The following is a 13320-nucleotide window of genomic DNA, read 5'->3' on the forward strand; positions in this document are numbered from 1 at the left end:
GAGAGGGATGGCCTCAGATGAAGTCGCGTGACACGCTGATCCGGCTGCGCCGGTTTCAGGTCGATGAGAAGCGTCGCCGCGTCGCCCAGATCGAGATGATGATGGCGGACTTCAACCGCATGGTCGTCGAGCTCGATCGCGAGGTCGCCCATGAGGAGGCCCGCGCCGGCATTACCGATCCGGGGCATTTCGCCTACCCGACCTATGCTCGCGCCGCCGCGACCCGACGCGACAACATGCGCCAGTCGGCCCTCGCGCTGGAAGGCCAGCTCGCCGAAGCCAAGGCCGAGCTCGGCGAGGCCTTCGAAGAGTTGAAGAAGGTCGAGATCCTCGAGGATCGCGAGCGTTCGGCCGAGCGCGCTGCTGCAGGCGCCCGCGAGCAGGCCGAGATGGATGCGATCGGGCTCGGCCGCGCCCGCGCCTGAGCCGGTTTCCCGGCGCAATGCCGCCGGCGGCACGACAATGTCATGATCTTGGCCCAAGGGTGCGCGCATCGAGAGACCTGATCGGTCCCGCTTGCGAACCCCGGCACGGTGGCGCATCAGGAGCCGGTCTCCGAGGGCGCGGCCGGATCGTATGAAGAAGATCAGTGAATTCCTCTGGCCGATCATCGGCCTCGGGGCTGTCGTCGTTTCCTGTTACCTGCTCTACGGACAGCTCAAGACGCTGTCCTGGGTCCAGCTCCAGGCGGCCTTCGCGGCGATTCCGCTGCACCACTTCCTTCTTGCCGCCGTTTCGACCCTCGTCGCCTATGCGGCCCTTGCTTGGTACGACCGGATCGCGCTGATCCATCTCGGCGTGCGCCATATCGGCTGGCTGTTCGTCTCGCTCTGTTCCTTCACGACCTACGCGCTCTCGCACAATATCGGCGCCTCGGTCTTCTCAGGCGCGCTGGTGCGCTACCGGGCCTACACCTCGAAGGGGCTCTCCACCGCGCAGGTTGCGGTTCTCGTCGCGCTCTGCTCCTTCACTTTCGGGCTCGGCACGCTGCTGCTCGGCGGCTTTTGTCTGGTCTACGATCCCTACCTGCTCGCGCGCCTCGACACGATGCTGCCGAGCCTGCTCACCAATCCAACCACCGCCCGCATCGCCGGCTTCGCAATGCTTGGGGCCGTCGGGCTCTACGTCCTCGGCTCGATTCTCCATTTCAAGCCGCTGACGATCCGCTCGTTCAAGGTCGAGTATCCGCGCCCCGGCATCATGCTCCGGCAACTCGTCGCCGCTCCGATGGAGCTTCTGGGCGCGGCCGGCATCATCTACTTCGCCCTGCCCGACAGCCTGAATCCCGGCTTCATCCCGGTCCTGGCGATCTTCCTGGCGTCCTTCTCGGTGGCGCTCGCCTCGCACGCGCCGGGCGGCCTCGGCGTGTTCGAGCTGGTCTTCCTCGCCGCCATGCAGATCAATCCGGAAGACCCGAGCGCCGCCGCGCAGAAGGCCGCCGTGGTCGCCGCCGTGCTAATCTTCCGCCTGTTCTACCTGCTGCTGCCCTTCGCCGTCGCGATCGTGGTGGTGCTGCTGTTCGAGCGCTCGCGCCTCGCCGGAGCCCTGTCCTCTCGAAAAGGCTCCGCAGACGTTCCGGAGCCGCCCCTCGTCGCTCCGGGCCTGGAGCCCGAGGAGATCGAGCGCCGGCTGGAAAAGACCCCGGTCTGATCTCGTGAATTGACGCTTCCTGCGCGGGATGGGACATCGCAGGCATCATGCAGAAGCCCGAGATGACCTTGCCGCTGCCGAGCGAGAGCGACCTCGCCGCCCTCAAAAGCGATGCGGCCGCCTGGTTCGCCACGCTCCGCGACCGGATCGTGACGGCTCTCGAGACGCTGGAGGATCAGGTCGCGGGCCCGTTCCATCCCGATGCACCGTCTGAGGCCGGAAAATTCGAAAAGACGCCGTGGCAGCGCACCGATCATAGCGGTGCGCCCGGCGGCGGCGGCGTGATGTCCATGCTGAAGGGCCGGGTCTTCGAGAAGGCCGGCGTTCACATCTCCACCGTCCACGGCGAGTTCGCGCCTGAATTCCGGGCGCAGATGCCGGGCGCGTCGGAGGACCCGCGCTTCTTTGCCACCGGCATCTCGCTGATCGCGCATCCATGGAACCCGAACGTGCCGACCGTTCACATGAACACCCGGTTCGTGGTCACAACGAAAGCCTGGTTCGGCGGAGGGGCCGATCTGACCCCGGTGCTCGACCGCCGCCGCAATCAGGAAGACCCTGACACCAAGCTGTTCCACGCCTCCCTCAAGGAAGCCTGTGACGCCCACGCCCCGGCGGCGAACTACGAGAAGTACAAGGCGTGGTGTGAGGAGTACTTTTTCCTCCCGCACCGCAAGGAGCCTCGCGGGATCGGTGGAATTTTCTACGATTATCACTGGACCGGCGATCCGAAGGCCGATCTCGCCTTCACGCGGGACGTGGGCCAGGCCTTCCTCAAGGCCTATCCGGAGATCGCCTTCGCCAACCTGTCGAAAGACTGGACCGAGGCGGACCGTCTGGAGCAGCAGGTCCGGCGTGGGCGCTACGTCGAATTCAACCTGCTCTACGATCGCGGGACCATCTTCGGGCTGAAGACCGGCGGCAACGTCGCCTCGATCCTATCCTCGCTGCCGCCGACCGTGCGCTGGCCGTGACGGCCGATCTTCCGAGCGCCTACGCCCCGCAGCAGGAGGCGGCGCTCAAGGCCATTTCCAAGTGGATGAAGGGCGGCGGCGAACAGGTCTTCCGCCTGTTCGGTTATGCCGGCACCGGCAAGACCACGCTTGCCCGCCGCATCGCCGACGATGCCGACGGCCTCGTCCTGTTCGGCGCTTTCACCGGTAAGGCCGCCTCGGTGATGCGCCAGAAGGGCTGCCACGACGCCGCGACGATCCACAGCCTGATCTACCGCACCAAGGAAGGCGACGAGGGCGGCCCGACCTTTACGCTGAACCGGGCCGGGCCGGCCTCCAAGGCCGATCTCATCGTCATCGACGAATGCTCGATGGTCGATTCCGACCTCGGCAACGACCTTCTCGCCTTCGGCAAGCCGGTCCTGGTGCTCGGCGACCCCGCCCAATTGCCGCCGGTGCGCGGCGGCGGCTTCTTCACGGAGGCCGAGCCCGACGTGATGCTCACCGAGGTCCATCGCCAGGCGGCCGACGACCCCATCGTGCGCATGGCGATGACCGTGCGCGAGGGCGGCCGGCTCAGTCTGGGCGAGTTCGGCGACAGCCGCGTCGTCTCCCGCCGAACCCTCGACCCGGCCGAGGTGCTCGATTGCGATCAGGTGCTGGTCGGCATGAACAAGACGCGCCGGCTCTACAACAACCGCCTGCGCGAACTCGCCGGCCATACCGACCCAATGCCTTCCGTCGGCGAGAAGCTGGTCTGCTTGAGGAACGACCGCACCAAGGGCCTGCTCAACGGCTCGACCTGGACAGTGCAGGCGCTGCGCCCCCCTCCCCGCCCCGATACAATCCGCCTCGACGTGGTGCCGGAGGATGATCCGGCACTTCGCCGCCGCGCGGTCGACATCAAGGTGCTGCGCCAGGTCATCGAGGGCAGCGAAGAGGAGATCCCCTTCTCCATGCGCCGCGAGACCGACGAGTTCACCTACGGCTACGCCCTCACCGTCCACAAGGCGCAGGGCTCGCAGTGGGACAGGGTGGTGCTGTTCGACGAATCCTATGCGTTCCGCGAGCACAGGGCGCGCTGGCTCTACACTGGGCTGACGCGGGCGGCGCGGGCGATCACGGTAGTGGTGTGAGGAGAAGCCCATGAAGATGTACGGCAACTGGCGCTCGGCCGCCGCCTTCCGGGTGCGGGCGGCGCTCAACCTCAAGGGCATCCCCTACGAGGAGATCTTCCTCGACCTCGATGCCGGTGATCAGCACAAGCCGGAATTCCGCAAGATCAACCCGCAGGGCGCGGTGCCGGCCGTCTTCGTCGATGACGGGCCGCCGCTGATGCAGTCGCTCGCCATCCTCGACTACATCGAGGAGACCCATCCGCAGACGCCGCTGCTGCCGGCCGATCCGCGCGAGCGCGCACGTGCTCGCTCGCTGGCCCAGGTCGTCGCCTGCGACACCCATCCACTCTACACGCCGCGGGTGCGCAACCGCCTGATGGAAGCCTATGACCTGCCGCGCGAGCGCATGCTCGAATTCCTGCGCTTCGCCTTCGAGGGTGGTCTCAAGACTCTGGAAGCGCGCCTCTCCACCGAGCCCGGCACTGGCCGCTTCGCGCAAGGCGACTCGGTGAGCCACGCGGATCTGTGCATCGCCAGCCTCTGGGTCGGCACTGGCATCTTTGGCGTCGACACCGCGCCCTATCCGACGGTGAAGCGGGTTGCGGAGGCTTGCCTCGCCCTCGACGGCGTCGCCCGCGCGCATCCGCTGAAGCAGCCCGGCGCGCCGTCAGCCTAGCCGTGGGTGGGGATCACTTCCCGTTGACGCGGAAAGTTTCTGCAACCGTCGGATAAAGATATTCCAAAGCGGCTTCGCCCCGTCATGAGGTATGACGGTGGCAGGCTCTCTGGTTTGCGATGCGGGGTAAGGGATGGTTCCAGGGGAAACGGTGACCGACCGCCACAAGATCGTGGTGGTAGGCGGCGGGGCGGCCGGCCTCGAGTTGGTGACCAAGCTCGGCGACCGTCTCGGCAAGAGGGGCACGGTGCACGTCACGCTCGTCGACCGTGCGCGGACCCATATCTGGAAGCCACTGCTGCACGAGGTCGCCGCCGGCAGCCTCGATGTGGGTCATCATGCCGTCGACTACCTGCACCACGCCCACGCGCACCATTTCCGCTATCGTATCGGCGAGATGACTGGCCTCGACCGCGAGCGGAAGGTCATTCACCTTGCCGCCAGCCACGATGCCGAAGGCCGCGAGGTCACCCCGGTGCGCGAGGTCCCCTACGACACGCTGGTCATGGCGGTCGGCTCGACCACCAACGATTTCGGCACGCCGGGCGTGAAGGAGCACGCCATCGCCCTCGACACACCGGACCAGGCGGTGCGCTTCCACCAGCGCTTGATCAACGGCATGCTGCGCGCTCACACGCAGGTCGGCCCGGTGTTGCCGGGGCAATTGCACGTGACGGTGATTGGGGCTGGTGCCACCGGTACCGAACTCGCGGCCGAGCTACACCGTACCACACGTGAGGTCGCAAAGACCGGCCTCGACAAGATCGACCCCTCGAAGGATCTCAAGATCACGCTGGTCGAGGCGGCCGACCGGATCCTGCCGGCGGTGCCCGAGCGTCTTTCGGGCGAGGTCATGTCGCTGCTCTCTGGAATCGGAGTCGAGGTCCGCATCAAGGCGCGCGTCACCGAGGTGAAGGCGGATGGTGTGCAACTCGCCGATGGTGGCTTCATCCCCTCCGAGCTGGTGGTCTGGGCGGCCGGCGTGAAGGCACCGCCCTTCCTGCAGGGCGTCGGCGGTCTCGAAACAACGCGCTCGAACCAGCTCGTCGTGACACCGATGCTTCAGACGACGCGCGACGCGGATATCTTCGCCATGGGCGATTGCGCCTATCTCGTCGAACAGGGCTCGGACACTCCGATTCCGCCGCGCGCGCAAGCCGCGCATCAGGAGGCTTCGCACCTCTACAAGCAGATCCTGGCCCGCCTCGACGGTAAGCCGCTGACACCCTTCAAGTATCGCGACTTCGGCTCACTGGTCTCGCTCGGCCACTACACGACCGTCGGCAACCTGATGGGCTTCATCCAGGGAAAGAACATGTTCATCGCCGGGCTCTTCGCCCGGGTGATGTACCGATCGCTCTACAAGATGCACGAGATGGCGGTGAACGGTATGGTCAAGACCGGCCTCGACGCTCTGGCACGGGCCCTCACCAGCCGCGGCACCGCGCGGGTCAAGCTACACTGAGACGCCATGATTAGGTTTGAGAGCGGGGAAGCGGCCTGGCGCCGCTTCGCGACGGGTTTCGTCGCGACAGTAGTCCTGCTCGGCCTGGCCGCGGTCGGCTTCATCGCGTGGCTCGACCCCTACGGGCTGCGGGTCGGACCCGGCCGTGCGCCCGGTCCGATCATGGATAAGAGCCAGCGCTTCTTCTACCCGCAGATCGTGCGCTCCGGTCTGTACGACGCCGCGGTGTTCGGCACCTCGACGTCGCGGCTGCTCGATCCCAGAGATCTCGACGCGGCCTTCGGTGCCCACTTCGCCAATCTGGCGATCAACCGTGGAGCGCCGCATGAGGAAGCCGAACTGGCTCGATTGTTCCTGCGTCACGTCGAGGCGAAGGCGTTGATTTTCGGCCTCGACTCGAACTGGTGCGAGCCCGACACGGACCAGTACCGGTACGGCTTGCCGTTTCCGGCATGGCTCTACGAGGCGGTATCCTACAAGACGTACTTCCAGCAGGTGAGCTGGCGGACCCTGACGATGGCGCAAGGCGTGCTGCTGAACCGGTTCGGTCTTGCAAAGCCGAAGATGGCGGCCAACGGCTTCACCGTGTTCACTCCGCCCGAGCAGAGCTACGACGCGAGGCGGGCATCCGCGCATATCCACAACGACGAGAACCCACTGGATCATCTCATGCCGGCGGGGCTCGACATCTCCGACCCCAAGGGACCGATGCCGGCGCTTGCCTGGCTCGACAAGATGCTCGCCGACGCGCCCCCGGCGGCGCTGAAGATCGTCGCCTTCATGCCTGCCCACGTCGCTTTCCAACCCCGGGACGGCACACCCCGCGCCGAGCGCGAGCGCCTGTGCAAGGAGCGCGTCGCGCGCATTGGTGCCCAGCGCGGCGCCACCGTCGTCGATTTCCGGATCGCCTCGCCGGTGACCACGGACGACGCCAATTACTGGGATGCCCTCCACTACCGCCTGCCGGTCGCACGCCGGATCGTCGACGCGCTGAAGGCGGCACAGGCCGGCGGTGGGGACGACCCGGCCGGCTTCTACAAAGTCTTGACGGCGCACTGACCGAGTCACGGCCACGTCTTCGTCGCACTCTCGTCCAGATCGCTTGGTTTACGCCGGCCGCCCGGCCAGACCGGGGTGTTCGAGAGACGTATTCATGCTGGTCCGTACAACCGCTGCCCTGCTCTTCACTGCGAGCGCTGCCGTCGCTGCGCCCGAAGCCAGCCGCGAGGCACTGCGTCAGTACTGCACGGGCGACTATCTGAGCTTCTGCAGCGATTTCGCGGCGGACAGCCCGGAGGTGAAGGCCTGCTTCAAGCAGAACAAGACCAAGCTCACCCCGAATTGCCGCGCGGCCATCGCCAGCTACACCAAGGCGCAGAAGCGAGGCTGACGCCATCGCCGACGGGACGTGAGCCTCAGGCTGCGCGCGCGGCCTCTGCCTGTGCCCATTCCTGCTTGGTCTCGCCGATGAAATCGGCGAGGCGGCCCGCCGCGATGGCGGCCCGCATCCCAGCCATCAGCTGCTGGTAGTAGGCGAGGTTGTTCCACGTCAGGAGCATCATCCCCAAAATCTCGTCCGAGCGGACGAGGTGGTGGAGATAGGCGCGTGAATAGTCCCGTGCCGCTGGGCAAGAGGAGGCCTCGTCGAGCGGTGCCGTGTCCTCGGAATGCCGCGCGTTGCGCAGATTGATCCTGCCGTACCGGGTATAGGCGAGACCGTGGCGTCCGGCCCGGGTCGGCATCACGCAGTCGAACATGTCGATGCCTCGCGAGACCGACTGCATCAGGTCGTCGGGCGTGCCGACGCCCATCAGGTAGCGCGGCTTGGCGATCGGCAGGTGCGGCTCCACCGTCTCGATCATCGCGAGCATCACCGCCTGCGGCTCGCCGACGGCGAGGCCGCCGATGGCGTAACCCTTGAGGTCGAGATCGGTCAGCGCCCTTGCACTCTCGATCCGTAGCTCGGGAATGTCGCCCCCCTGCACGATGCCGAACATTGCCTTGCCCGGCTGCTCGCCGAAGGCGACGCGGCAACGCTCTGCCCAGCGCAACGAGAGCCGCATGGCCTTCTCAATCTCGGCGCGCTCCGCGGGCAGGCGCACGCATTCGTCGAGCTGCATCTGGATGTCGGAGCCGAGAAGCCCTTGGATCTCGATGGAGCGCTCCGGGCTCATGTGATGGGCGGTGCCGTCGATATGCGAGCGGAAGGTCACGCCCTGCTCGTCGAGTTTTCGGAGTGCCGAGAGCGACATCACCTGGAAGCCGCCGGAATCGGTGAGGATCGGCCCGTCCCAGCGCATGAAGCGATGCAGGCCGCCGAGCCGCGCCATCCGCTCCGCGCCGGGGCGCAGCATCAGGTGATAGGTGTTGCCCAGGACGACGTCGGCACCGAGCTCTCGGACCTGCTCCGGGTACATCGCCTTCACGGTGGCGGCCGTGCCGACGGGCATGAAAGCCGGCGTCCGAATGGTGCCGCGCGGCATGGTGATCGCGCCGGTGCGCGCTGCGCCGTCGGTGGCGTCGACGCGGAAGCTGAAGGTGTCGGTCATCGGCTCGGGTCAGGAAACAGCAGACTAGAATCGCCGTACGAGTAGAAGCGGTAGCCGCTCGCAATGGCATGGGCATAGGCCGCGCGCATCGTCTCGAGCCCCGAGAAGGCCGAGACCAGCATGAACAGCGTCGAGCGCGGCAGATGGAAATTCGTCATCAGGGCGTCGACCGCGCGGAAGCGATAGCCCGGGGTGATGAAGATGTCTGTCGCGCCCGCAAAGGCATGCAGCCGGCCAGCCTCGTCCGCCGCGCTCTCGAGGAGGCGCAAGGCTGTGGTGCCGACGGCGACGAGGCGGCCGCCCGACGCCCGCGTACGGTTCAGCGCCTCGGCGGTGTCCGCGCTCAGCGTGCCGATCTCGGCATGCATTCGGTGAGCGGCCGTGTCGTCGGCCTTGACCGGCAGGAAGGTGCCCGCGCCGACATGCAGTGTGACCGCGTGGCGGGCGATACCGGCCGCATCGAGCTCCGCCAGCATCGCTTCCGAAAAATGCAGGCCGGCCGTTGGGGCTGCGACGGCGCCGGGCTCGCGGGCATAGACCGTCTGGTAGTCGGTGGCATCGCGCGCGTCGGTCGGGCGCTTGCCGGCGATGTAAGGCGGCAGCGGCAAGGCGCCCTGCGCGGCGATGGCCTCGTCGAGTGCGGGGCCGGACAGGTCGAAGCGCAGGGTGACCTCGCCGCCCTCCCCCTTGCTCTCCAGGGTCGCATCGAGCCGGCCGAGCTCGCAGGTCGCGCTCGCGCCCTCGTCGCTGCCGAAGCTCAGGCGGTCCCCGGGGGCGATGCGCTTGGCCGGACGGGCGAAGGCGCGCCAGCGGTCCGGTGCCTCGCGCATGTGGAGCATCGCCTCGATACGCTGGCCCGACGCGCCGGGGCGCCGGCGCACCCCGGTCAGGCGGGCCGGGATCACGCGGGTATCGTTGAAGACCAGCGCATCGCCCGCCCGGAGCTGCCCGGCGAGATCGCGCACCGCGCGGTCCGCGAAGGGTTCGGCAGGACGCACCACGAGCAGCCGCCCGGCATCACGAGGGCTTGCCGGGCGCAGGGCAATCGAGGCCTCCGGCAGGTCGAAATCGAACAGGTCCACGCGCATGATGCGCCAACTGCACGGAACGCCGTGACGAATCAATTCGCGGGAGTGGGAGGCTGCATCGCGCGCGGCCTGCGTGTTCAAGAGGCCGTGTACGGCGGCGACTTCCGGTTGATCAGGCGCCGGGCGTGGTCGAGGATCACCAGATGACGGACGAAACCGACCCGAAGCGTATCACCCTCGACGGGCAACTCGTGAAATACTGGGAGCGCGAAGCCGCCCGGCTCGACGATCTCGCCAGCCGGGCGATGTTCAAATGGGCCTCCCGCGGCTACGCCCGCAAGGCGGACAGGGCGCGCTCGCTCGCCAAGGCGGGCCGCGTGCGGGAGGCTGCGAGGGGACGCGGGCCGGATTCGGACCCCGATCAGGTTTGATCGGAGGCGATCGCCCTCAGTGGCTGTGTAGGATCAGGGTGATCAGCACGGCAGCCGCGCAGATGAACATCACCACGCCGAGCACGAGGCTCGCGAGCGTCGTCGTGGAGATGTACGTGCCCGCGACCGTCCCGAGGACGCGCAAAACACCCTGACGGTCGCTGCCGGAGGGATGTCCGCAGGACGGGCAGGCTACGGCCTGGGCGGAGATGCGATGATCGCAAGCGGCGCATTGGACCAGGGCCATGTCGCTTTCCTCCTCTTGAACCGTTTCGCGGGGCAGCGTTCGCCGTCCCTGGAATCGATATCGGCACGCTCGAGCGTGGCCGCAAGATCGCGGCCCGCACCCCCATAGCCACGGCTAAAACCTTTGCCGTGGCCTTCCGCCGGGCTGACCGTTATGGGCGCGGCATCTCCTCTCCACGATTGCGCGAGCGCCCGGGCCCGTCATGACCCGCACAGAGAAAGCCGCCCTGCTGAGCGCCGCCATCGGCGTCTTGGTGACGGCGCTGAAATTCGCGGCCTTCTGGCTGACGGGCAGCATCGCGCTCTATTCCGATGCACTGGAGAGCATCATCAACGTGGTCGCCGCGGTCTGCGCCTTCGTGGCCCTGCGGGTCGCCGCACAGCCGGCCGACGACGACCACCCCTACGGCCACCACAAGGCCGAGTATTTTTCTGCGGTGATCGAGGGCACGCTGATCATCGTCGCGGCCCTGCTGATCCTGCGGGAGGCCTATCAGGGCATCGTCACGCCAAAGGCCATCGACACGCCAGTTATCGGCCTCGCCGTGAACGGGCTGGCCACCGTGATCAACGCGGCCTGGGGCTGGGTTCTGCTGCGCCGTGGCCGGGCCTGGCGCTCGCCGGCCTTGGTCGCGGATGCGCGCCACGTCATTGCCGACGTGGTGACCTCCGGCGGCGTCATCGTCGGCGTGGCCCTGGTGCTGCTCACCGGCGTCCTGGTGCTCGACCCGCTGGTCGCCGGCCTCGTCGCCCTGCAGATCCTGTGGTCAGGCTGGACGATGATGCGCGACTCGATCAACGGCCTGATGGACCAGGCCGCTTCTCCCGAGATGATCCAGAAGATCCGGGAGCTGATCTCGATGCATGGTGAGGGTGCGCTGGAAGCCCACGATGTCCGCACCCGCCATGCGGGCAGCGCGACCTTCGTCGATTTCCACCTCGTCGTTCCGGGCGAGATGAGCGTCGCCAACAGCCACGCCATCTGCGACCGGATCGAGGACGGCATCGAATCCGCCGTCGAGGGCGCCGTCGTCACCATCCACGTCGAGCCGGGCGACAAGGCCAAGGCGCGCGGCGTGCCGGTGATCTGATCAGGCTGCGTCGACGGTCGGCCCGAAAATCGGCTCGAAGGCCGCGCGCAGGGCCATGTCCGCCTCCGGCATCGACACGATCAGCCCGAGATCGGCGAGGCTCGTCACGCCGTGCTGGCGGACCCCGCACGGCACGATCCCGGAGAAATGCGAGAGGTCCGGCTCCACGTTGAGGCTGATGCCGTGCAGACTCACCCAGCGCCGCACGCGGATGCCGATCGCCGCGATCTTGTCCTCCACCCCCTCCCCCTTCTCGGGACGCCGCACCCAGACGCCGACGCGGTCCTCGCGGCGCTCGGCGCGGACGTTGAAGGCGTCCAGCGTGGCGATGATCCAGGCCTCCAGGCTGGCGACGTAGGCCCGCAGATCCTGGCGGCGGCGGCCGAGGTCGAGCATCACGTAGGCCACGCGCTGGCCCGGTCCGTGATAGGTGTATTGCCCGCCTCGCCCCGTTCGGTGGACCGGGAAGCGCTCGGGCTCGACGAGATCGGCTGCCTGCGCCGAGGTTCCCGCCGTGTAGAGCGGCGGATGCTCCAGCAGCCAGACCAACTCGGGTGCCTCTCCGCGCGCGATGGCAGCAGCCCGCACCTCCATGGCCTCCACGGCCTCGTCGTAGCCCACCGGCCCGTCGCTCACCTGCCACGCGACCGGCGGCGAACCGGGCGCGGCCAGGAACGAGACCGGGCTCACGGACAGGCGTGGCACCGATTCCGGGGGGCTGATCGTCGTGTCGTTTACCAAGGCTTCACCATAAAGCGCGGAAGGTCGATGCCGGCATCATGTCGACGGCGCTGGCTGCGCCGGTGGTGAGGCCGTGGGCTCAAGGATCGTGGCGTGGCCGTTCTCGAAGACCTCAAGGTCGACCTCAAGGTGGTGCTCGGGCGCAGCCACATGCCGCTGCACATGCTGCTGCGCATGGGCCGCGGTGCCGTGATCGAGCTCGAATCCACCGAAACCGATATGGTCGAGATTCTCGCCAACGACCACCCGATCGCCCGCGGGCAGATCGTGGTCACCGGCAACCGCATCGCCATCGAGGTGACCGAACTCATCCGCAGGCCGGCCGTCATCCGCGAGCCGGGCATGACCATCGGCGAAGGCGAAGTGCCGGTCCTCGAGCACGCAGAAGCGTTGCTTTGACGCCTTCGGGCCCACGAATCCGCAAACCGCGCTTGTGCCCGCCGAATCCATCTGTTATCCGCTCCGCCGCTCACACGGGCTCACCGGCCCCCTCGCGGCGCTGGCCCCGGGACATGTGGCGAGCGGCCATGGCGGAATTGGTAGACGCGCTAGCTTGAGGTGCTAGTCCCGCGAGGGGTGGAGGTTCGAGTCCTCTTGGCCGCACCAACCTAACGGTTGGTGCTTTTTCTTGATCGACGCTTCCAACGATCGGGGCACGGTTTCGGCCTCGGAGGCGAGCGCGTAGCTCAGCTGGTAGAGCAACGGACTTTTAATCTGTAGGTCCTGGGTTCGAGTCCCAGCGCGCTCACCACTTCCCCAGCGTTTATAACAGTTTGGCGGCGGTAGCCTTTGCGGCCAATCCTTCTGTGTGCCCATACTTTCTTGCGCGCTTGAGGCTGCGCGCCACCGCCGAGACGGTTTCTTCCGGGGCTCAGCTCAAGCCTCGTCGAACTCGCACATTGTGATCCTCGCCAACGGCCCGCTCACCAGCAAGCCCGTGCTACGGCTCGCCCAGACACGGCCGACATTGGCGACCGGGGCCACACGGACTGAGACGGGTCATTGCAGGTGAAGCAGACGGTGGAACGCGGCCAACTTGGCCGATCGTTCCTGCGGCGTCGTTCGCGCCTTGGCTCCCCGCTTCGCGGAGAGCTTTTCGTGGCGCCTTCAGCGCCAAGGTAGGGCGACCGCACTGCGCACGACCTGCGGCATGTACCAATCCCAATGCGGCAGGTCGCGGAAGAGCGCGTGATTCAGTACAAGCGCATCGAGAGCGATGACAACGGTCAGCCCAGCCGCGAAACCAAGCACCATGCCGCCGAACGCGTTTTCGCGACCACGCTTGCGAACCGGCTCCTGCTCGCGATCGGGCATGTGAAGACTGAACATGATCGCACGTCTTCCAGTAATGGCGTCAAATTTGATTGTTTTC

General features: G+C 67.1%; 16 protein-coding genes and 2 tRNA genes. 13 read left to right on the forward strand and 5 right to left on the reverse strand.

Going from position 1 to position 13320, the window contains the following annotated elements:
• Positions 1 to 17: 17 nt before the first annotated feature.
• The 8 genes from fliJ (at position 18) to HCU64_RS15065 (ending at position 7252) form a co-directional block, all read left to right on the forward strand.
• Positions 18 to 425 (forward strand): flagellar export protein FliJ, encoded by a 408-nt coding sequence (gene fliJ / locus HCU64_RS15030; RefSeq protein ID WP_233384866.1) that lies wholly within the window; start codon positions 18 to 20, stop codon positions 423 to 425.
• A gap of 151 nt (positions 426 to 576) precedes the next feature.
• The gene (locus HCU64_RS15035) at positions 577 to 1650 is read left to right on the forward strand and encodes a UPF0104 family protein (protein WP_233384867.1); all 1074 of its coding nucleotides are present in this window, start codon (positions 577 to 579) and stop codon (positions 1648 to 1650) included.
• A gap of 47 nt (positions 1651 to 1697) precedes the next feature.
• The gene (hemF, locus tag HCU64_RS15040; RefSeq protein WP_442785970.1) at positions 1698 to 2624 is read left to right on the forward strand and encodes an oxygen-dependent coproporphyrinogen oxidase; all 927 of its coding nucleotides are present in this window, start codon (positions 1698 to 1700) and stop codon (positions 2622 to 2624) included.
• Positions 2621 to 3739 (forward strand): ATP-dependent DNA helicase, encoded by a 1119-nt coding sequence (locus HCU64_RS15045; protein WP_233384868.1) that lies wholly within the window; start codon positions 2621 to 2623, stop codon positions 3737 to 3739. The genes hemF and HCU64_RS15045 overlap by 4 nt, the downstream gene beginning before the upstream one ends.
• Before the next feature lie 10 nt (positions 3740 to 3749).
• Positions 3750 to 4397 (forward strand): maleylacetoacetate isomerase, encoded by a 648-nt coding sequence (maiA, locus tag HCU64_RS15050; RefSeq protein WP_233384869.1) that lies wholly within the window; start codon positions 3750 to 3752, stop codon positions 4395 to 4397.
• 133 nt (positions 4398 to 4530) lie between these two features.
• Positions 4531 to 5862 (forward strand): NAD(P)/FAD-dependent oxidoreductase, encoded by a 1332-nt coding sequence (locus tag HCU64_RS15055; RefSeq protein ID WP_233384870.1) that lies wholly within the window; start codon positions 4531 to 4533, stop codon positions 5860 to 5862.
• 6 nt (positions 5863 to 5868) lie between these two features.
• Complete coding sequence (locus HCU64_RS15060) at positions 5869 to 6921, forward strand: hypothetical protein (protein WP_233384871.1); 1053 nt, start codon at positions 5869 to 5871, stop codon at positions 6919 to 6921.
• Positions 6922 to 7015: 94 nt separating this feature from the next.
• Positions 7016 to 7252, forward strand: a complete 237-nt coding sequence (locus HCU64_RS15065) for a hypothetical protein (protein ID WP_233384872.1) — start codon at positions 7016 to 7018, stop codon at positions 7250 to 7252.
• Between the two features lie 25 nt (positions 7253 to 7277).
• On the opposite strand, the gene tgt is transcribed toward HCU64_RS15065, so the two are convergent.
• Together tgt and queA are read right to left on the reverse strand one after the other, a co-directional pair.
• Positions 7278 to 8411 (reverse strand): tRNA guanosine(34) transglycosylase Tgt, encoded by a 1134-nt coding sequence (gene tgt / locus HCU64_RS15070; protein ID WP_233384873.1) that lies wholly within the window; start codon positions 8409 to 8411, stop codon positions 7278 to 7280.
• Positions 8408 to 9499 carry a tRNA preQ1(34) S-adenosylmethionine ribosyltransferase-isomerase QueA gene (queA, locus tag HCU64_RS15075; RefSeq protein ID WP_233384875.1) on the reverse strand — a complete coding sequence of 364 codons (1092 nt, stop codon included), beginning with the start codon at positions 9497 to 9499 and terminating at the stop codon, positions 8408 to 8410. Before queA ends, tgt begins: the two co-directional genes overlap by 4 nt.
• Positions 9500 to 9642: 143 nt before the next feature.
• Here queA and HCU64_RS15080 point away from each other — a divergent pair, with 143 nt between their 5' ends.
• Complete coding sequence (locus HCU64_RS15080; protein ID WP_233384876.1) at positions 9643 to 9870, forward strand: hypothetical protein; 228 nt, start codon at positions 9643 to 9645, stop codon at positions 9868 to 9870.
• Positions 9871 to 9886: 16 nt separating this feature from the next.
• Here HCU64_RS15080 and HCU64_RS15085 read toward each other — a convergent pair whose 3' ends face one another.
• Positions 9887 to 10117, reverse strand: coding sequence for a hypothetical protein (locus tag HCU64_RS15085; protein WP_233384877.1), 231 nt, complete (start codon positions 10115 to 10117; stop codon positions 9887 to 9889).
• Positions 10118 to 10319: 202 nt separating this feature from the next.
• Between HCU64_RS15085 and HCU64_RS15090 the strand changes: the two genes are divergently transcribed.
• A complete protein-coding gene (locus tag HCU64_RS15090; RefSeq protein ID WP_233384878.1) occupies positions 10320 to 11207 on the forward strand; it encodes a cation diffusion facilitator family transporter in 888 nt (295 codons plus the stop codon).
• On the opposite strand, the gene lipB is transcribed toward HCU64_RS15090, so the two are convergent.
• Positions 11208 to 11912, reverse strand: coding sequence for a lipoyl(octanoyl) transferase LipB (lipB, locus tag HCU64_RS15095; RefSeq protein WP_233384879.1), 705 nt, complete (start codon positions 11910 to 11912; stop codon positions 11208 to 11210).
• A 129-nt stretch (positions 11913 to 12041) separates the two neighbouring features.
• Here lipB and HCU64_RS15100 point away from each other — a divergent pair, with 129 nt between their 5' ends.
• The 3 genes from HCU64_RS15100 (at position 12042) to HCU64_RS15110 (ending at position 12699) form a co-directional block, all read left to right on the forward strand.
• Positions 12042 to 12347, forward strand: a complete 306-nt coding sequence (locus tag HCU64_RS15100; protein ID WP_147046180.1) for a FliM/FliN family flagellar motor switch protein — start codon at positions 12042 to 12044, stop codon at positions 12345 to 12347.
• Between the two features lie 122 nt (positions 12348 to 12469).
• A tRNA-Leu gene (locus HCU64_RS15105) sits at positions 12470 to 12554 on the forward strand.
• A gap of 69 nt (positions 12555 to 12623) precedes the next feature.
• Positions 12624 to 12699: transfer RNA gene (locus HCU64_RS15110), tRNA-Lys, on the forward strand.
• Between the two features lie 356 nt (positions 12700 to 13055).
• Here HCU64_RS15110 and HCU64_RS15115 read toward each other — a convergent pair.
• Positions 13056 to 13277 (reverse strand): hypothetical protein, encoded by a 222-nt coding sequence (locus HCU64_RS15115; protein WP_233384880.1) that lies wholly within the window; start codon positions 13275 to 13277, stop codon positions 13056 to 13058.
• Between the last annotated feature and the right edge of the window lie 43 nt (positions 13278 to 13320).

The organism is Methylobacterium sp. C25 (assembly GCF_021352225.1).
Classification (GTDB): domain Bacteria; phylum Pseudomonadota; class Alphaproteobacteria; order Rhizobiales; family Beijerinckiaceae; genus Methylobacterium.

Coding starts and splice junctions, on each gene's coding strand:
- fliJ (WP_233384866.1), top strand. CDS start 18: ATGAAGTCGCGTGACACGCTGATCCGGCTGCGCCGGTTTCAGGTCGAT.
- HCU64_RS15035 (WP_233384867.1), top strand. CDS start 577: ATGAAGAAGATCAGTGAATTCCTCTGGCCGATCATCGGCCTCGGGGCT.
- hemF (WP_442785970.1), top strand. CDS start 1,698: ATGCAGAAGCCCGAGATGACCTTGCCGCTGCCGAGCGAGAGCGACCTC.
- maiA (WP_233384869.1), top strand. CDS start 3,750: ATGAAGATGTACGGCAACTGGCGCTCGGCCGCCGCCTTCCGGGTGCGG.
- HCU64_RS15055 (WP_233384870.1), top strand. CDS start 4,531: ATGGTTCCAGGGGAAACGGTGACCGACCGCCACAAGATCGTGGTGGTA.
- HCU64_RS15060 (WP_233384871.1), top strand. CDS start 5,869: ATGATTAGGTTTGAGAGCGGGGAAGCGGCCTGGCGCCGCTTCGCGACG.
- HCU64_RS15065 (WP_233384872.1), top strand. CDS start 7,016: ATGCTGGTCCGTACAACCGCTGCCCTGCTCTTCACTGCGAGCGCTGCC.
- tgt (WP_233384873.1), bottom strand. CDS start 8,411: ATGACCGACACCTTCAGCTTCCGCGTCGACGCCACCGACGGCGCAGCG.
- queA (WP_233384875.1), bottom strand. CDS start 9,499: ATGCGCGTGGACCTGTTCGATTTCGACCTGCCGGAGGCCTCGATTGCC.
- HCU64_RS15080 (WP_233384876.1), top strand. CDS start 9,643: ATGACGGACGAAACCGACCCGAAGCGTATCACCCTCGACGGGCAACTC.
- HCU64_RS15085 (WP_233384877.1), bottom strand. CDS start 10,117: ATGGCCCTGGTCCAATGCGCCGCTTGCGATCATCGCATCTCCGCCCAG.
- HCU64_RS15090 (WP_233384878.1), top strand. CDS start 10,320: ATGACCCGCACAGAGAAAGCCGCCCTGCTGAGCGCCGCCATCGGCGTC.
- HCU64_RS15115 (WP_233384880.1), bottom strand. CDS start 13,277: ATGTTCAGTCTTCACATGCCCGATCGCGAGCAGGAGCCGGTTCGCAAG.